We start from the raw sequence: 18,818 nt of genomic DNA, 5'->3' as shown, positions 1-18,818 counted from the left end.
TTGGCGGACGCGTCCGCAGTAGAGGTCAGATCTTGCGGGCCACACCGCCAGAATCACATCCGGCTGGCTGATATCTGCCTGGTCGACCGCCGTGCGCGGATCGTCGTCGAGGATGGCGCGACTGTGCGACGAAGCCGCCGCGCCCCTGGGTCAGAACTCCTCGAGCAGCGGCTTGTGGTCGACGTCGACGCGGTTGCGGGTCGGATCCGCCGGGTCATAGAGTACTCGAACTCGCCCGCTCAACCGCACGAGTTCACTCGGATCCTCGCGCAACATATCGCTGTCCGCGTGAACGGTTCGCCGCGATATCGGGTCGACCCACCCGGCCTGCAGAACGAATACCAATGGTCGATTGCTATCGAAATCATGGTGGGTCACCCGCACCCTGGTGTGTTCGGCCGGAACCCAGATTTCCCGACCGCGCTGATCGAGCCAATCCCGCAGTTTCAATTCTCGCCGTCCGTAGCCGTATCCGGCGATGCCGGCGACGACGACCAGAACGCCGAATCCGCCCACGAACAGCGGTCCACCGTAGGTCGAGTGCAGATCCGCCACCTGCGCATCGGCGGGATCCTTCGGGTCATAGGCAACGGGCACCCGCTCACCGGTCGAGTAGGTGTGCAGCACGCTGCGTGTCGTGGTTCTGGTCGTATACCGCTTTCCGTCGACGACGAATTCGACCATCCGACCGTCACCCGAGCTTGCGAACAACACGGTTCCGTCGGTACGCGCGGTGCCATCGAGCGCTCGCAGGCTCAGCACACCCCACACGACGGCCGCCAACACGATCGCGATCCCGATCGCGCCGGCGATGAGCGCGCCCCGCGTCGGGTGAAACGTCCTGGGGGTGGTGGGTCCAAGATCCATCGTGTCCTCATGTCCGGTCGCCGTCGATCACCTAGAGGGTTATCGCCCCAGACCCGCCCGGCGTAGCACAGCAGCAAAATCCACTGCCCGATCGGGCAGGTTCCGCGGCGTACGCGTGACAACGAAACCAGCGGTCACACTGCACAAGTGTGCGCCAGACGCCCGGGAACTGCGCTGTCTCCCAACATCATCGGCCGGGCGAGCGCTGTAAGATCAGGCCTCATGGGTTGGGAAGCCGGGCCCGGTTCAGGAGACGGCTCGCGCGGCGACCTGACCGGACGCTGGACTGCCGCGCTGACAGGTGGGGCGCGTGATCATGTGGTACCGATGAGTGCGGGTGAGGCGCGCATGCTGCTGACGCGGCTGGCTATGGAGTTCGAAACGGCAACGCAGACAATCGAATCCGCTGATCGGGTGGCCGAGTTGGGTGCGGAGTTGGCGCGGTCGCATTTCGTCGGCGACGAGGTGCTCGGGCGCAGCATCGCGGCGCTCAGCGCGCATTTCACCGAAGCGGGCACTATCGCGGCGGATCGGCTGCCCGAATTGCTGGCCGCCTTCACAAATGGGTATATCCGCGCATTCCGGGCGTGGCTGCTGGCCGAGCAGGAGAGTGTCCGCACCGCCGAAATCGCCGCCCGACGCGCCGTCGCCGAACAGTTGCGCGCGAGTGAGGCGCGGCTGCGATACCGCGCCAACCACGATCATCTGACCGGTTTGCCGAATCGGACGAAATTCATCGACACGCTCGCCGCCGCCTTCGCCGATCCGAGCGCCGACTTCGGCCTCTGCTATCTCGACCTCGACCATTTCAAGCTTGTCAACGACACCTTCGGGCACGCATTCGGCGACCAGCTGCTCATCCAGGCCGCCACCCGCCTGCGCGCCTGCGCCCAACCCGGCCAATTGGTGGCACGCATGGGCGGCGACGAATTCGTCATCCTGGTCCCACAATCCCGGGAAACCGTGGCAGCGGTCGCGAAGCGAATGCTCGAGGCATTCACCAAACCGTTCGACATCGACGGCCACCACCTCACCGTCACCGCGAGCATCGGCGTCATGGAGCGACGCACCGAACACACCACCGCCGATGAACTCCTACAGGCCGCCGACACCACCATGTACTGGGCCAAGGCCGCGGGTCGCGGCCGCTACGCGGTCTTCGACGCCGATCGCGGCCGCCGCGAACACACCCGCGCCGAACTCTCGGCGGCCATGCCCGCCGCCCTGCTTCGCGACGAACTGTTCCTGGACTACCAGCCCATTGTCGCGCTCACCGACCAGCGGATCGTCGCGGTGGAGGCCCTCGTGCGCTGGCGGCATCCGCACCTCGGCGTACTCGCCCCGGCGCAATTCGTGGATCTCGCCGAGGACAACGGCCATATCGGCGCATTGGGCGCGCAGGTGCTCGAACGGGCGTGTCGCGACAGCCGGGACTGGCACGACCGGTTTCCGGGCCGGACGCCGATCGTGAGCGTCAATGTTTCCGCCGCCGAGGTCGCCGACCCGACCTGGCTGGATCGGGTTCAGGACGTGATCGCCGAGACCGGTATCCCACCGGAGCGGCTACAACTCGAACTGACCGAGCGGGCGTTCATGCACACCACCGGTCGCCCGCTCCAGGCATTGCGCACGTTATCCGAGGCGGGGGTCCACATCGCCATCGACGATTTCGGCACGGGATACTCCAATCTCGCCTACCTGGGCCAGTTGCCGCTCGATGTCGTCAAACTCGCGGGACCGTTCATCCGCTGTATCCGGACCCCGGAATCCCCCGGTGCCACCGATCTGCTGGTGCTCGAATCCATTATCGAACTCACCCATGCCCTCGGCTTCACCATCACCGCCGAATGCGTCGAAACGCAATATCAGGCCGATCGGCTGGAATCGCTCGGCTGCGATAGCGCGCAGGGCTGGCTTTTCCACCGCCCCGTGCCCGTCGAGCGGATCAGCGAACTACTGTCCGGCTGATCGCATCAGATTCGTTGCGTCGCATGGGCATTCACCAACGCGAGCAGGAATTCCGTTGGCACGTCGGGCCATTCGGGATGCCAGCGTCCGGCGAGCTGATCTTCGTACACGGCCGCGAGTGTGGCGACGACGTGTGGCCCCCCGTCCAGCAGATAGCGGACCGATCCGAGTTCGGCGCACTGGGCTGTTACCGTGGCCAGCAAGGTCTTTGCCGCATCGGTGCGGCCTGCGGCGGCGAGGCAGGCGATCAACATTCGGCGTGCTTTCAGCAATTCCCTCGGCCGCTTGACGGATTCGAGCAGATCAACCCATTCCTGCGCCCATGCGCAGGCGAGTTCGGTCTTCTCCGGTGTTTCCGCGGCGAGCAGCAGCCGGATCGCGGTGAATTCCTCGTACAGTACGGTGAATTCGTCGATCGGGTCGACCGGCTCGCGGCGGTTTCCGTATTCGACAACGGGCAGCGGACCGAATTCCGGATGCGGCGGCAATCCCAGTCGCAGCCGCTCGTTCTCGACCTCGGCGCCCAGCCGCGGCAATGACATCGCACGCGCGACTCGCGCACCCTCGTTCAATCGGCGAATCGCGGCCGCGCGATCACCGCGCAATGCTTTGATACGGGCCCCGACGACATAGCGCGCCAATTTGAAATCGACGACCCCCGCCTCGGGACCCAGCTTGTAGCCCTCGTCGAGCAGTCGCTCCGCATCCGCGACTTCCCCACGCTCATATAGCAATTCGCCGAGCAGGGATCCGGCCAACCGAGCGCCGTAGGAATGGCTGCCACCGGATTGCTTGGCCACCTTCATCGCCTTGCGGAAGTACTGTTCGGCACTGGCGATGTCGAGTTGCAGGCTCGCGGCCAGCCCGAGAAAACACAGGCCGTGAATATTGTTGTAGAAGCCCTTGTTCTGGCGCATATACGGTGCGGACCACTCCTGGATGCGCAGCGCCTCGTCGAAGTCGTAGCGATAGCCTGCGGTGAAGGTAGCGACATTTGCGCCGATCGCAACCACATACGGTGACAGTTCCTCGGCCCGGAAAAAGCAGGGTGCCAGCATGTCCTCGACTCCGGCCAGCTCATCCGCGCGCACCGCGACCACCGCATGAACCACACCGGCTTCGGCCCGCAGTCGCGCGGTGCCGCCGTAGTCGAGTTCACCGAGATCCAGCGTCGATTCCGCAAGGCGCAGTGCACGTTCGGCCGGTGCGGCTCGGTGCAGCAGGATATTCGCCCAGGCCAGATCCAGTTGCAGCCGTGGATGGGTTTCGATGATGGTGGCGGGCAGCTTGTTGACCAGACCGATGAGACTGGCGAACTGCCCGTATTCGAGCAACGACATACCGTCCCGCTCGACGATCTCGATGGCCCGCTGCTCGTCCCCGGCCAGCAGAGCGTGATCGACCGCCTCGCTGACATGCCGATGCTCGGCCAACCACCGCGAGGCCACCCGGTGCAGTTCGGTGATCCGTTCGGGCCGATCGCGTTCCAGCCGCTGCTGCAGGAAGTCCTGGAACAGATGGTGATAGCGGAACCAATTGCCGTCATCGAGCTTGCGCAGGAACAGATCCTGCTGTTCGATCTGCTCCAGCATCGCCTGCCCGTCCGGTACGCCGGTGAGCGCCGAGGCGAGTTCACCGCAGATTCGCGGCGTGATCGAGGTCGCCACCATGAAGTCGAGGATTCCGGGCTCGAGGGTGTCCAGGACGTTCTCGACCAGGAACTCGCTGATGGCGTGGTGTCGACCGGTCAGATGGCTGATCAGCTCGCCGGGATCGTCGCTGCCGCGCAATGACAGTGCCGCCAGTTGCAGTGCCGCTACCCAGCCTTCGGTGGATTCGGTGAGATCTTCGATATCGGCGCGATCCAGATCCAGTCCGCCCAGCTCGACCAGGAACGTATACGCCTCCGCGATGTCGAAACGCAATGCGGTGGGGCCGATTTCGACCAGTTCGTCGCGGGCTCGCATCGAACTCATCGGCAGCCCCGTCTGATTGCGGCTGGTGATCACCAGATGCAGTGTGGGACTGCAACCTTCGAGCAGAAAGCGCAATGCGCGGGTGGTGCCGGGATCGGTGGCGCAGTGCCAGTCGTCGATGACGACCACGAGTTCCTCACCGCGCCGGTCGATATCGTTGATCAGCGAGGTCAGCACATAGCGTTCGGATTCGTCGCCGTGCTCCTCGAGCAGTTCACCGAGCTCGCGCGCGAGCGAAGGTCGTGCGGCGCGAATGGCTTCGATCAGGTGCGAAAGGAACCAGACGACGTTGTTGTCGTCGTGATCGACGGTCAGCCAGGCCACCGCGACACCCTCAGCGGTCAGCGCCTCGCACCATTGGGCGGCGAGGGTGGTTTTGCCGAATCCGGTGGGGCCGTGGATGACCGCGAGCCTGCGGTTGCGTCCATCGCGCAGCAGTGCGATCAGGCGCTGACGATCGACCAGCGGACGGTTGGCCACCGGCGGCCGCAAGCGGGTGGCGGGTACGGGTGGGGTGATGGTCGATGACGTCGCCGAGGTGCGGCGGCGGCCGGAGGTCGGCGTCGGTGACAGCCGATGTACGACGGGTTCGGCGGCAGGTAGCGGGACCCGCATATCGTCGGGCGACAGACCGTGCCGCTCCTGGATCTCGCGCAGTTGTGCGCCGAATTCGGCTGCGCTGGAAGGCCGTTGCGCGCGCTCGCGGGACATTGCCTCTTCGATGGCGGCGGTCACGTCCGGGGGCAGGCCCGCCTCGCCGAGATCTGGTATCGGCTGTTTGGTGATGCGCAGGAACTGGGCGACCAACTGCTCGCCGTTGCGTCGCTCGAAGACCGCGTGACCGGTGCTGGCGCAGAACAGGGTCGAGGCCAGGCTGTAGATATCGGAGGTCACGTCCGGGACATGGCCCTGCAGCACCTCGGGCGCAGTGAAGGCGGGTGAACCGGTGATCGTGCCCGCGGTCGTCTCGAAGCCGCCGACCAATCGGGCGATACCGAAATCGGCCAGCTGCGGTTCACCGTATTCGGTGAGCAGGATATTGCCGGGTTTCACATCGCGGTGCAGCAGGCCGCGTCGGTGCGCGGTCTCCAGCGCGCCCGCGATTTTCACCCCGATGTGCAGTGCGTCCTGCCAGCCGATCGGACCGTGCTCCTGGATACGGGTGTCCAGTGAGCCGTGCGGGTGGTAGGGCATCACGATGTAGGGTCGTCCGGTCGCGGTGGAGCCCACCTCGAAAACGCTGACGATATTCGGATGACCCGACAGCTTGCCCATGGCGAGCTGTTCGCGGACGAAACGTTCGAGGTTCTCCGATTCCAGGTCGGCGGTGAGCACCTTGATCGCCACCATGCGCTCGAGGGCGGGCTGGGCACACCGATAGACAACGCCGAATCCGCCACGTCCGATCTCGGCGGCATCGGTGAACCCGGCGGCGGCCAGCTCTGCCGCGAACCCTGAGGTGAGGTCGCGTTGCGTGGAAAGCGGATCGATATGCGACACGACGACCCCGATTACAACTACCAGCTAGCTACTTCGAGCATATTCCCGTCGCGACGATTCCGCGCGTGCTCGGTAGGATGCCGCCGCATTTGCCTGCGGTGCAGGCGATCCTGGTCGCCGAATGTCCGGCCACCGAAACTATTCCCGGTCTGCACACCGGAAGGCTACCGGTCGGCGAACTGTGTCACGCCCAGCGGTAGCCGCCGACGTGGCGCAGCAGCTGTCCTAGATTCCGTCCCGGGCAGTCCGGCATCGCAAGCATCGGATCGACATCCTCGATGAGCGATGCGAGCATGCCGGTCTGCTTGGGGATTTCGGCACCGAGCGAAGTTCAGCAGACGCCTACCCTTCGGCGATGGCCGCGAGTCGGTCGATGGACGCTTGGAGTTTGTCGGAGGTGGTGGCACGGGCACGCGGGAGCCGATTCTCGTCGGTCAATCGCGACCAGTCGTAGGTATGCGTGACCCGAGTGTGCACCGCGTCCACCGGCTCGAGCTCCCAGCGCCACAGGTGGCCCGGCGGTTCGCTCGCCGGTTCCGCAGGCAGCCAGGCGATCCGGCGACCCTCTTCGAACTCCACGATGTGATTCTCGCGGATATGACCCCTGGTGGTCGTCATGGCGAAGACCTCGCCGACTTCCTTGACACGTTGGCCCGCCGGGGCTTCGGCCAGGTTGTCGTTGCCGTCCCACCGCGGCTGTTGCGCGGGATCGGCGATCAATTCGAAGATCTCATCCGCGCCGGCCGCGATCTCCCGGCTGGCGGAAACAATGCGTGGCACCTCGCTGTCATCGGTCATACCATGATCGAAACATCCGAACCCCGCCTCCCGCCAGACCTTTCGATTTCTGAACCGGGTCAATCAATTCGGGTCTTGCAAATCGAAGATCCACCTACACTCGCCGCGTGAGCATTCCCACCGAGCCCATCGGCAGTATTCCTCGTTCCCCCAACCTGCTGGCCGCCATGGTCGCCCACGACTCCGGCGAACTGGACGCGTCCGCACTCGCTGAACTCCAGGCGCGCGCGGTCACCGAAACCATCGACGAACTGGCCGCCCTCGGCTCACCGGTCGTCACCGACGGTGAGCAGACAAAACCGAGTTTCGCCACCTATCCCCTCACCGGAATGGCCGGGCTGGCACCCGACGGCGCGGTGATCCCCTTCGCCGATGGACATCAGCGGCAATTACCCAGGCTCACCACGGGACCGTTCCGCTACCAGACCTACGCGGAGCAGTATCTGCGTGCGGCGCAACAACATTCACCAGTCCCGGTGAAGCAGGCGGTGATCGCGCCGTCGGCGCTGAGTCTGCTCTATCCGGCCGACGGCATCGAAGGCTATGCCCGCGAGGCATTCCTGGCCGATCTGGCCGACGAGGCCGAAAAGGATATTCGCGGCTGCCTCGACGCGGGCGCGCACTCGGTGCAGCTGGATTTCACCGAGGGCCGACTCTCGCTCAAGCTCGATCCGAGCGGCGGCGTCCTCGACAGCTTCATCGAGCTGAACAACTCGGTGCTGGAACGCTTTTCGGATACTGAGCGCGCCCGGATCGGCGTGCACACCTGCCCCGGCGGCGATCAGGACTCCACCCACAGTCTCGACATCGACTACGCCGCACTGCTGCCGAAACTGTTGCAGCTCAGGGTCGGTGCGTTCTACGTGCAACTCGCCAGCGAGTCCGACCCCGACAAGATCCTGGCCCTCATCGCCGAATACCTGCCCGCCGACGCCCGAATCTTCATCGGCGTAACCGATCCCATCGACCCGCAGGTCGAAACCCCGGAGCAGGTCCGCGACCGCGTCCTCGACGCTGCCCGCTACCTGCCCGTCGACCGTCTCGGTACCTGCGACGACTGCGGCTTTTCCCCGTTCGCCGATGACACCTCCACCTCCCGCGATATCGCCTTCGCCAAGGTCCGCGCCCGCATCGAAGGGACGGCCCTGGCAGCCGCCGAACTCGGCGTCTGAATGCGATCAGTCGTGCGTAGTGGGCTCCGCGTCGATCCGTGGCAGCGGATTCTCTGCTTCCAGCAGGTACCCGATCTCCAGCAATGTGCGCTCGTCGCCGTAGGCCGCGCTGCACATGACACCGATCGGGACACCGCTGGAGCCGATGCGCATCGGCATCGATAGGGCGGGCGCCCCGGTCACATTGCCGATCGGGGTGTAGCCCACATATGTCCGCAGCCGCTCGATCAGCTCTTCGGAGGGCACCTTCGGATCGAGATAGCCCAGCGGCGGAACCACATGGGTGACCACCGGCGAAAGGACGAGCTCGTACCGCGTGAAGACCTCGGCGTAGATCCGGTTCGCCCGGCGCAGCCGGTAGAGCGCGGCCGGAGTGCGCAGGATGCGCTCACGGTGATAGCGGCCGAGACCGCGCGTGAGATCGTCGAGCGCATGGCGATCGAATGACCTGCCGTGCAGGATCTTGCCGCCGATCGCCGACATATGGGCCAGGAACGCCCAGTACAACAGGAAGTCGTCGGCGAGGTGGAGCGGGAAGGGGACCGCCATCGGCTCGATGTGATGTCCGAAGTGTTCGAGCAGCTTGGCCGCGAATTCGACCGTGCCGCGTGTTTCGGCATCGGGTTCGGCACCGGTACCGGAGGTGGTCAGCAGTCCGATACGCAGGCGGCGGTCGGCCGGGCCGTGCACTTCGCCGATCGGCACGAGATCCGGATTCCGCCAATACCGTTCGGCGGCGGCGGTATACGCGGCGGTATCGCGGACCGTCCTGGTCAACACGCCCTCGGAGATGAGTTTTATCGGCAGGTACTTGTCCAGTGCGTTGTCCAGGTGTCGATATCGGCTCGCCTTCAGTGCGACCAGTCCGGCGCATGCGGCCGGAATCCGCAACGATCCCCCGCCGTCATTGCCATGGGCGACCGGTACGACACCGGCCGCGACCATGGCGGCCGAACCGCCGGAGGATCCCCCGATCGAATACTCCGGATTCCACGGATTCCTGGTCGGCTCGGCGGCTTGGAATTCGGTCGTCGGGTTCAAGCCGAACTCCGGCATCCGTGATTTGCCGAGTACCGTCACCCCGGTGCTGAGGAGCTGCGCGGTGTAGGCGTCGTCGCGAGCGGCGGGACGGGCCACGAATGCGGCGCTGCCCTGGTTGGTCGGCATGCCAGCGACATCGGCATTGTCCTTGACGAACGTCGGAACGCCATACCAGGCGCCGGTGCGCTCCGACGCGTATCGCGGCCGCTCGACACTCGAGTACGCGATGGCATTGAGCTGCGGCTCCACCAGCGCCGCCCGGTCGATCGCCGCGCGGGCCAATTCCTTCGGACTCACCGCCCCCGACCGGACCATGGCCGCCAAAGCGACGGCATCATGGTCGGCCAGGACGTCATCGGAGAATGCGTGTATTCGATCGGCCATAACACTGTCCACAGCTGCGAATCGCGGGTCCGGGCGCGTCGAACCCTGTCCAGTGGACGTTCGTCCGGGTAGGAAAAATGATACGCGCCCGGTCTCCGAATCAGAAGTATTGACGTCGTCTCAGGCCTGTGCGGGTGTTTATTCTCCCCGCACGTACCGCCACGAGAATATTGTTGGCGGCGTTGCGGTCCCGGTCATGGACGCGAAATACCCTGGCACACCCGAATGCCCTTGCCGGACAAACGATCTGGCCTCACCAGCACAGCCCGACGCACCGACGCGATCTCCATCGCACCCGAGTGAGCGTCAGAAGACTTGCAGCGGAGGGGATTTGGGGAATCCAACGGGGAGGGCGACCACCGCACGGTGGAACGGCCCCGGTCGCCATTCCAATTCTTCGACGGGAATGGCCAGCCTCATTTCCGGTAGGGCGTCCAGCAGTTGATCGATCGCGTCCTGCGCGATCAGGGTCGCGATCGAGCGGGCGGGGCAGGCATGCGGACCGACACTCCACGCCAGGTGGGAGCTGTTGTCGGTGTACGCGCCGGTGGTGATCGCGGGATCGTTATTGCAGCCGGTCATGCTGATGACGACCGGCTGGTGCGCGGGCAGCCACGAGCCCTCGATCAGGACCGGCTGCTTCGGGAAGGTGATGCAGTAGTTCGATAGCGGTGGATCGGTGAACAGCACCTCGTCCAACGCGTCGCGCGTGGATAGGGTGCCGCCGAGAATGCCACCACCGAACCGGTCGTCGGTCAGCATCAGGCGCAGCGTATTGACGATCAGATTCTGCGTCGGTTCCATTCCGGCGCCGTACAGGCTGAGGACCTGGTGGATCATCTCGGCGTCGTCGAGGTTTGCCGGATGGGCGAGCAGCCCGGAGACGATATCGTCGGCCGGTTGGTCGCGCTTGAGGCAGACTAGTTCGAACATCGCATCGGCGACCATTTTGCCGCCCTCGACGGCCGCATCCGCACCCTCCATCATGGCCGCCATACCAGTCGCGGCACGCTGGCCGATCTCCTGCGGGCAACCGAGCATTGCGTTGATCACCGCGAACGACAGCGGTAATGCGTACTGCCCGACCAGATCCGCCGATCCGTCCTCACAGAACGTGTTGATCAGCGGAATCGCGATCTTCTCCACGGTGGAATGCAACGCGAACAGGTCGACGAGACCGAGACCGGCCACGGTCGCCTCCCGGTAGCGGGCGTGCTCGAGGCCGGTGGAACGAATCGCCGCCGGACGCCATTCGAGCATCGGCCGCACCGGGCATTCCTCGGGAACACCTTTCTGCCAGGTTCGCGAATCGTGCGGAAAATGGTCGGGATCATTGAGGATCTGCAGCGCGGTGTAGTAACCGATCACCAGGGTCGCAGGTACCCCGGGCGCCAACTCCACCGGCACCAGCGAACCGTATCTCTCGCGCATCTCGCGGTAGGCGTCATGCGGGTTCGCGGCGAATTCCGCTGAGAATAACGAGATTCGGGGGCCGTCGGTATCGATCGGCGATCCGTGCGCGACAGGGAACGGGCGGGTGGTGGTGGTTGCCGACTCTGGCGTGGTCAAGAGACGTGACTCCAGTCGTTGTGCAGAAGCGATGAGCATGGTGCGCGACCGCAGGCGCATCCGTGCCGCCTGCGCAGAGCAGAGTCAGACTACGTTGACTGCCCGGTCCGCGCGTACCGAGCGCCCCACCCTTGGCTATACGACATGTGACCGGCATTACAGTAGGTAGGGGCGACACACGAAGGACACCGATTGAGCACAGCAGCGCACGGCAACCCCTGGGTGGCCGTTCGACCGGAGGACGACCTCGCGCAATTGGCGCGACAGGTGTCCTGTGCGCATCGCTGCTTCATCGAAGGCGACGAGCAGCTGCCGATCGATCCGGTGCGCCCGGTGGTGCTGGATTCCTGGCGGCGCAGCCGCGGCAACGGCGTCGATCCGGATCGCTTCGGCGCCGGTGTCGACCTCGATGGTCTTGAACTGCAACGGTATCGGGCCACGCATCCGACCGCGCTCATCCGACCGGTAGTGCGCAAACTGCTGGTCGAGGATGCCGCCGAGGCCGGACTGCTCGTCGCGATCAGCGATGCCGAGGGCCGATTGCTGTGGGTGGAGGGCGATTCGAAGGTCAAGGACCGGGCGCTGGCCATGAATTTCGTCGAGGGTGCGGACTGGAGTGAGGACCGAGTCGGCACCAATGCACCCGGCACCGCACTCGCCCTCGATCACCATGTGCAGATCTTCGGGGCCGAACACTTCAGTCGCGTGGTGCACGAATGGAGTTGTTCCGCTGCGCCCGTACATGATCCGCGCAGCGGCCGGATCATCGGCGCCATCGATATCACGGGCGGACCCCGCGTGGCGGCACCCGAAGTGTTGTCACTGATCCGAGCGACGGTATCGGCCGCGGAATCCGAACTGCGGCTGCTCATGCTCGACGCGCCGAGACCGCTCGCGTCGACGACGGCACGCCTCGAGGCACTCGGCCCGGCCCGGCCGTCCCTGATCCGCGATGGTGAGCGCATCCGCTTATCGCAGCGCCATGCCGAAATCCTGTTGCTGCTGACCAATTACCCGGAGGGACTGAGCGCCGACCATCTCGCCATGCTGCTCGACGAATCCGAGCTTGATCCGGTTACGGTGCGCGCGGAGATGTCGCGAGTGCGAAAGATGTTGGGCGCCAATGGTCTCGGCTCCCGCCCGTATCGGCTGCTGATGGATCTCGATACCGATGTCGACGAGGTTCGGCGTGCACTCGCGCGCGGCGATACCTCGGCGGCCTTGCGCGCCTATCCCGGCCCGATCCTGCCCCGCTCGCTCGCACCGGGCATCGCCGAATTGCGCGTCGAATTGCGTGGACGCCTGCGCGCGGCCCTGCTGACGGCCGGTGATCGTCGCCTGCTCGCCCGCTGGACCGGTTCGGCCGACGGGCGCGAGGATGTTGCGGCGTGGACCGCCTACCTCTCCTCGCTGGATCGTCAATCCTCACTGTATGCCCAGGTAAAGACACAATTACGACTACTCGACCGTAAATTGGGCATCTGACCAGTTTCTTGCAACTGTCGTGCAACATGGACACTTCTAGTGTTCCGGATCACACCTGATGTGAAAGTCAGCAGATCGAGGAGCATTCGATGACCGTCTTCGCCCGCCCGGGCACACCCGGCGCCGCCATGTCGTTCCCGACCCGATACGACAACTGGATCGGCGGCGAATGGGTCGCGCCCGTCAAGGGGCAGTACTTCGAAAACCCGACTCCCGTAACGGGTCAGCCGTTCTGCGAGGTCGCGCGCGGCACTGCCGAAGACATCGAACTCGCCCTCGATGCCGCGCACGCCGCCGCACCCGCTTGGGGCAAGACCTCGGTCGCCGAGCGCGCCATCATCCTCAACAAGATCGCCGACCGCATCGAGGAGAACCTCGACGCGCTCGCCCTCGCGGAGGCCTGGGACAACGGCAAACCGATCCGGGAAACCCTGGCCGCCGATATCCCGCTGGCCATCGACCACTTCCGTTACTTCGCCGGTGCCATTCGCGCACAAGAGGGTTCGCTGTCGCAGATCGACGCCGACACCGTCGCCTACCACTTCCACGAGCCGCTCGGCGTGGTCGGCCAGATCATTCCGTGGAACTTCCCGATTCTGATGGCCACCTGGAAGCTCGCGCCCGCGCTCGCCGCCGGTAATGCGGTAGTGCTCAAGCCCGCCGAGCAGACCCCGGCCTCGATCATGTTCCTGATCGGTCTCATCGGTGATCTGCTGCCGCCCGGTGTGGTCAACATTGTCAACGGTTTCGGTGTCGAGGCGGGTAAGCCGCTGGCCTCCAGCCCGCGGATCAAGAAGATCGCCTTCACCGGTGAGACCACCACAGGCCGGCTGATCATGCAATACGCCTCGCAGAACCTGATCCCGGTCACGCTGGAACTCGGTGGTAAGAGCCCGAATATCTTCTTCAGCGATGTCCTCGCCGCCAATGACGACTTCCAGGACAAGGCGCTCGAGGGCTTCACCATGTTCGCGCTGAACCAGGGTGAGGTCTGCACCTGCCCGTCGCGCGCGCTCATCCAGGCCGATATCTACGACGAATTCCTGGCCGCGGCCGTCGTGCGCACCAAGGCGGTGCGGCAGGGCGATCCGCTCGATACCGAGACCATGATCGGCGCGCAGGCCAGCAACGATCAGCTCGAAAAGATCCTGTCCTACCTCGAAATCGGCAAGGGCGAGGGCGCGACGCTACTGACCGGTGGCGAGCGCGCCGACCTCGGCGGCGACCTGTCCGGCGGATACTACGTGCAGCCAACGGTTTTCGCGGGCAGCAATTCGATGCGCATCTTCCAGGAGGAGATCTTCGGACCTGTTGTATCGGTGACTTCGTTCGCGGATTACGACGAAGCCATCAGAATCGCCAACGACACCCTTTACGGACTCGGCGCAGGCGTATGGTCACGCGACGGTTCGGTGGCATACCGGGCCGGACGCGATATCCAGGCCGGACGGGTGTGGACCAACACCTACCACCAGTACCCGGCGCACGCGGCCTTCGGCGGCTACAAGCAGTCCGGCATCGGCCGCGAGAACCACCGCATGATGCTCGACCACTATCAGCAGACGAAGAACCTGCTGGTCGGCTACGCATCGAAGGCGCAAGGCTTCTTCTGATGGCCGCAGTTCCTCGGCGCGTGCGCGCCACCGCGGCGGCGATGGATCTGCTCCGTCGCCTCCGCGGGCAGCACGGCCCGCTGATGCTGCACCAGTCCGGTGGCTGCTGCGACGGATCGGCTCCGATGTGCTATCCCGCAGGCGAATTCGTGATCGGCGATCACGATGTGCTGCTCGGATTGCTCGATTTGCGAATGCGAGTCGGCGAGTTGCCGGCTACTGCGCCGGAGCCGGACGATATTGCACCGGTGTGGATCTCGGGACCACAGTTCGCTGCCTGGCAACACACCCAGCTCGTTCTCGATGTCGTGCCGGGTCGTGGGTCGGGCTTCAGCCTGGAATCGCCGGAAGGGTTCAGATTCCTCAGTCGTGGAAGGGTTTTCGATGACGGTGAGCTGGCCGTTCTGGCTGCGACCGAATCGGTGACGGGCGCGGGCTGGGAGCGTGGGGAACGTCCTGCGGTATCGAGCGAACCACAGGTAGTCGCCGAGGCAGCCGATGCCTGCCCGGTTCCCGGTAGCGGAGGCGGCCGTCGCCTTGACAGCTAACTTTTACTGCGGCCCTGTCGTTTCCGGCTCAGACCCGGTTCGCGGCTCGATCGCCACCAGGTCGAGCACCAGATCCTGGAGCACCCGGCGCGTGGTATGAGCCTGCGCGATCAACGGTTCGGACGCTTCCGTCTCGGCTAGCTCTACCAGCTTGTTGACTACGTGGCAGACCGCAACGAGTCGTCGGATCGCTTGACGTCGCTCGGCGAGATTCATGGTGTCGGTGGCCATATTCACCAGATCGCCGCAACGCCCCCGACCGTTTCGCCCGAGTTTGCTGGATCATGAAGTGGCACTTTCGGCAATCGTGACGCAACCGTCGATCATCCGGCGGACTGAAGGGCGGCGCGGGCGGCGGTGCGGGCGCTGTCCGGGTCGGAGGTCGACAGGACGGCGGCCGCGGCGCGGCGGCAGTCTTCGAGGGTGACGCCGGAGAGGGCCGCTCCGACGGCGGCTACCGCGACACCGGCGGCGGAGAGCGAACTGATGCCGAATCCGGTTAGGACACAGGCCAATAGGGGGTCGGCAGCGGCTTCGCCGCAGACACCGACGGGCTTGTGCGCGGTCGCGCCGGCAGCCGCGGTGCGGGCAACCAGCGCCAGGACGGCGGGTTGCCAGGGGTCGGTGAGTGCGGCGAGGTCGGCGGACATGCGATCGGCGGCCATAGTGTATTGAGCGAGGTCGTTGGTGCCGATCGAGAGGAAGTCGACGTGCTCCAGAATGGCCTCGGCCAGCAGGGCGGCCGCGGGGACCTCGATCATGACGCCGGGAATCAGTCCCCGCGCTCGCACCTCGGCGGCGAACGATTTCGCTTCGGCCGCAGTGGAAATCATCGGGGCCATGACCCACGGTGTGGGCGTGCGGTCGGTGGCGGCCTGGGCGATCGCGTCGAGTTGGCGGTCCAGGATTCCGCTGTTGTGGGCGGCGATGCGGATGCCGCGCACGCCGAGCGCCGGGTTCGCTTCGTCGGCATGGTCGGCGAAACGCAGTGGTTTGTCCGAACCGGCGTCGAGAGTGCGTATCACCACCTTCGCCCCGGCATACGCGTCGAAGACCTCGCGATAGATGCCCGCCTGTTCGGCGATGTTCGGCTCGGATTCGCGGTCCAGGAAACATAATTCGGTGCGGAACAGGCCGATGCCCTCGGCCGGTTGCGAGCGCGTCGTGCGGGCTCCGGCCGCGTCCTGGACGTTGGCGAGAATCTCGACCCGGTGTCCGTCGGCGGTCGCGCCCGGACCGGTCCAGGCCGCCGTGCGCGATTCCTGCGTGCGGTATTCGGCCACGGCGCGGGCGGCGGTTTCCGGATCCGGACCGATGGCGACCTGTCCGGCCGCCCCATCGATCAGCACGTGCACCCCGGCGGGCACATCGTCGAGTCCGGCGATCGCGACCACGCACGGGATACCGAGCTGGCGGGCGATGATCGCGGTGTGGCTGGTCGGACCGCCCCGCGAAGTAGCAAGGCCGACTATGAGATTCGGATCCAGTCCGGCGGTATCGGCCGGGGCCAGATCGTCGGCGAGCAGGATCGATGGCCGGGCGGGCGTGGGAATGCCCGGTTCGGGCACACCGGCCAGCTCGGCGACCACCCGGTCGCAGACATCGCGAAGGTCGGTGACGCGTTCGGCCATCAGCCCACCGAGCTTGGTGAACATCTCGGCGAACTGATCGGTGGCCACGGTCGCCGCGACGGCGGCGGGACTACCCGCAGCGATCAATTTCTCGGCGGCGCCGAGCCAGCCACGATCGGCCGCCATCGCGGCATTCGCGACGAGTACCTCCGCGGCCGCCCCACTTGCGTGGGTGGCGCGCTCGCGCAAGCGCCGTGCAACCACCGATGTCGCGGCAAGGAAGGCTTCGTGTTGCGATGCCCGATCGGGCTCGGCGACCGGTTCGGAACGCAGGTCCGCGCGAATCCGCGGCGCCGGCCGCACGGTCGGCGCGGCGGCGATTCCGGGCACCGCTGGGGTGCCACGCAATGTCATGGCGCTGCGCGCAACCTTCGCGGTACCTGTGGCCTGCGGTGATCCGGACATTCGATTCCTCCTCCACGCCGATGTCGAGTGAGTGCGACCGATTACTCAGCTCGGCTCGTTGTGATCCAGACTACTCAAATCTCTTGACAAAGCAACACAGACGGGCATAAAACAACATAAACACACATCGCCAATCGGAGGATCGGATGTACGCAGAGGAGCGCCAGCAGGCCATTGCCGCCCTGGTCGGGCAACGCGGGCGCGTATCGGTCGCCGATCTGTCCGAGCAGTACGGAGTCACCACCGAAACCGTGCGCCGAGATTTGGCGGTCCTCGATCGGATGGGGCTGATCCGCAGGGTGCACGGGGGTGCGGTGCCCGCGGCGGCGCTCACCGCGATCGAACTCGGCACCACCGAGCGCGAACACACGCACGCCGCCGAGAAGGACCGCATCGCCAAGGCGGCCCTCGACTATCTGCCACCGACCGGCGGCAGCGTGCTGTTCGATGCCGGGACCACCACCGCGCGGGTGGCCGCCGCCCTGCCCGCCGACCGGGAGCTCGTCGCCGTGACGAACTCGGTGCCCATCGCCGCCCGGCTCAGCGGATACGCCGGAGTGCGGCTGCATCTGATCGGCGGCCGGGTGCGGGGTGTCACGCAGGCCGCGGTCGGCGCGGAGGCCTTGCGGGTGCTCGGTGAGCTGCGGGTCGATGTGGCGTTCATCGGCACCAATGCCCTGACCATCGGCCACGGACTTTCCACCCCCGATCCCGACGAGGCGGCGGTGAAGCGCGCCATGATCGCCAGCGCCCACCGGGTCGTGGTGGTCGCCGATGCCACGAAGGTCGGGCGCGAGGATCTGCTGAGCTTCGGTTCGGTCGAGGAATTCGATGTGCTGGTCACCGACACCGGGCTACTGCCTTCGGTACACAACGAACTCACCGAGTACGGCATCGAGGTGGTCACGGCATGATCGTCACGCTCACCGCGAATCCCAGTATCGACCGCACCGTCAGCCTGCGGGAATCGTTGCGGCGCGGTGCCGTACTCCGTGCCGAGACCGTACTGTCGCAGCCGGGTGGCAAGGGAGTCAACGTTTCCCGGGTGATCGCCGCCGCCGGGGTCGAGACCATTGCGGTACTGCCCGGCAATGCCGGTGATCCGTTGCTGCGCATGCTCACCGATGCCGATATCGAACACCGCGCGGTGCCGTGCGCCACCCCCGCGCGCACCAATCTCACCGTCGCCGAACGCGACGGCACCACCACGAAGATCAATGAGCCCGGATCACCGCTGTCCGCCGAATGCCTTGCCGCACTGGCGAATCAGCTCGATGAACTCGCCGATACGGCGAGCTGGGTCGTGCTGTCCGGATCCCTCCCACCCGCCGTCCCCACCGACTGGTACGCGTACCTGCTGCACCGGCTGCGCGGTGTCCGGATCGCCGTCGATACCTCCGACGCTCCCCTGCTCGCACTGGCCGCCGAACTGGAATCAGCTGCGCCGCAACTACTCAAGCCGAATGCCGAGGAGCTGGCCCAGCTCACCCACGGCGACCCCGCCGAGTTGGAGGATCCGGTCGCCGCCGCGCGTGCCGCGAGCACACTGATCGCTCGCGGCGTCGGCGCCGTGCTCGCGACGCTCGGCGCGGCCGGGGCCGTACTCGTCACCGCGGACGGTGCGTGGCATGCCGCCGCACCCGCCATTACCCCACGCAGCACGGTGGGAGCAGGCGATTCCGCGCTGGCCGGATACCTGCTCGCCGATCTAGACGGACTGGACGCACCGGATCGGCTGCGCCGCGCCGTCGCCTACGGCAGCGCCGCCGCCGCGCTGCCGGGGACCGGGCTGCCCGGCCCACACCACACCGACCCCCGCGCCGTGGCCGTCACGACGTTGGAATCCCTGCACAGTCGCTGA

14 protein-coding genes are annotated in these 18,818 nt (G+C 65.8%); 7 read left to right on the top strand and 7 right to left on the bottom strand.

Annotated features, from left to right (window positions below; genetic code table 11):
* Positions 1 to 150 precede the first annotated feature (150 nt).
* Positions 151 to 867 carry a DUF3592 domain-containing protein gene (locus ON44_RS47570; protein ID WP_051183307.1) on the bottom strand — a complete coding sequence of 239 codons (717 nt, stop codon included), beginning with the start codon at positions 865 to 867 and terminating at the stop codon, positions 151 to 153.
* A 222-nt stretch (positions 868 to 1,089) separates the two neighbouring features.
* On the opposite strand from ON44_RS47570, the gene ON44_RS42970 reads away from it, so the two are divergent.
* Entirely contained in the window at positions 1,090 to 2,835 is a 1,746-nt protein-coding gene (locus tag ON44_RS42970; RefSeq protein WP_051183306.1) for a putative bifunctional diguanylate cyclase/phosphodiesterase, read from the top strand.
* A 5-nt stretch (positions 2,836 to 2,840) separates the two neighbouring features.
* Here ON44_RS42970 and ON44_RS42965 read toward each other — a convergent pair whose 3' ends face one another.
* Both ON44_RS42965 and ON44_RS42960 read right to left on the bottom strand, forming a co-directional pair.
* Positions 2,841 to 6,311 carry a serine/threonine-protein kinase gene (locus ON44_RS42965; protein WP_040700892.1) on the bottom strand — a complete coding sequence of 1,157 codons (3,471 nt, stop codon included), beginning with the start codon at positions 6,309 to 6,311 and terminating at the stop codon, positions 2,841 to 2,843.
* Positions 6,312 to 6,653: 342 nt separating this feature from the next.
* Positions 6,654 to 7,109, bottom strand: a complete 456-nt coding sequence (locus tag ON44_RS42960; protein WP_040700891.1) for an SRPBCC family protein — start codon at positions 7,107 to 7,109, stop codon at positions 6,654 to 6,656.
* 107 nt (positions 7,110 to 7,216) lie between these two features.
* On the opposite strand from ON44_RS42960, the gene ON44_RS42955 reads away from it, so the two are divergent.
* Positions 7,217 to 8,281: a cobalamin-independent methionine synthase II family protein gene (locus ON44_RS42955; protein WP_040700890.1), complete on the top strand. Its 1,065-nt coding sequence runs from the start codon at positions 7,217 to 7,219 to the stop codon at positions 8,279 to 8,281.
* 6 nt (positions 8,282 to 8,287) lie between these two features.
* On the opposite strand, the gene ON44_RS42950 is transcribed toward ON44_RS42955, so the two are convergent.
* Both ON44_RS42950 and ON44_RS42945 read right to left on the bottom strand, forming a co-directional pair.
* Complete coding sequence (locus tag ON44_RS42950; protein ID WP_040700889.1) at positions 8,288 to 9,706, bottom strand: amidase; 1,419 nt, start codon at positions 9,704 to 9,706, stop codon at positions 8,288 to 8,290.
* A 306-nt stretch (positions 9,707 to 10,012) separates the two neighbouring features.
* Positions 10,013 to 11,275 (bottom strand): cytochrome P450, encoded by a 1,263-nt coding sequence (locus tag ON44_RS42945; protein WP_040700926.1) that lies wholly within the window; start codon positions 11,273 to 11,275, stop codon positions 10,013 to 10,015.
* A gap of 192 nt (positions 11,276 to 11,467) precedes the next feature.
* On the opposite strand from ON44_RS42945, the gene ON44_RS42940 reads away from it, so the two are divergent.
* The 3 genes from ON44_RS42940 to ON44_RS42930 all read left to right on the top strand — a co-directional run bounded on the left by ON44_RS42940 (position 11,468) and on the right by ON44_RS42930 (position 14,921).
* A complete protein-coding gene (locus ON44_RS42940; RefSeq protein WP_040700888.1) occupies positions 11,468 to 12,760 on the top strand; it encodes a sigma-54-dependent transcriptional regulator family protein in 1,293 nt (430 codons plus the stop codon).
* Positions 12,761 to 12,849: 89 nt separating this feature from the next.
* A complete protein-coding gene (gene adh / locus ON44_RS42935) occupies positions 12,850 to 14,373 on the top strand; it encodes an aldehyde dehydrogenase (protein ID WP_040700887.1) in 1,524 nt (507 codons plus the stop codon).
* The gene (locus ON44_RS42930; protein ID WP_040700886.1) at positions 14,373 to 14,921 is read left to right on the top strand and encodes a DUF779 domain-containing protein; all 549 of its coding nucleotides are present in this window, start codon (positions 14,373 to 14,375) and stop codon (positions 14,919 to 14,921) included. The genes adh and ON44_RS42930 overlap by 1 nt, the downstream gene beginning before the upstream one ends.
* 3 nt (positions 14,922 to 14,924) lie before the next feature.
* Here the strand turns inward: ON44_RS42930 and ON44_RS42925 are convergent, their stop codons facing one another.
* On the bottom strand, positions 14,925 to 15,152 hold the full coding sequence (locus ON44_RS42925; RefSeq protein WP_157187615.1) for a hypothetical protein: 228 nt from the start codon (positions 15,150 to 15,152) through the stop codon (positions 14,925 to 14,927).
* Between the two features lie 92 nt (positions 15,153 to 15,244).
* Positions 15,245 to 16,957, bottom strand: a complete 1,713-nt coding sequence (locus ON44_RS42920; protein WP_040700884.1) for a phosphoenolpyruvate--protein phosphotransferase — start codon at positions 16,955 to 16,957, stop codon at positions 15,245 to 15,247.
* A gap of 146 nt (positions 16,958 to 17,103) precedes the next feature.
* Between ON44_RS42920 and ON44_RS42915 the strand changes: the two genes are divergently transcribed.
* Together ON44_RS42915 and ON44_RS42910 are read left to right on the top strand one after the other, a co-directional pair.
* Positions 17,104 to 17,871, top strand: coding sequence for a DeoR/GlpR family DNA-binding transcription regulator (locus tag ON44_RS42915; protein WP_040700883.1), 768 nt, complete (start codon positions 17,104 to 17,106; stop codon positions 17,869 to 17,871).
* Positions 17,868 to 18,818 carry a 1-phosphofructokinase family hexose kinase gene (locus ON44_RS42910; protein ID WP_040700882.1) on the top strand — a complete coding sequence of 317 codons (951 nt, stop codon included), beginning with the start codon at positions 17,868 to 17,870 and terminating at the stop codon, positions 18,816 to 18,818. Before ON44_RS42915 ends, ON44_RS42910 begins: the two co-directional genes overlap by 4 nt.

The organism is Nocardia vinacea NBRC 16497, from assembly GCF_000308835.1.
Taxonomy (GTDB): Bacteria; Actinomycetota; Actinomycetes; order Mycobacteriales; family Mycobacteriaceae; genus Nocardia; species Nocardia vinacea.
Note: the sequence above shows the minus strand (reverse complement) of the source record. Positions and strands in the feature narration are given on the sequence as shown.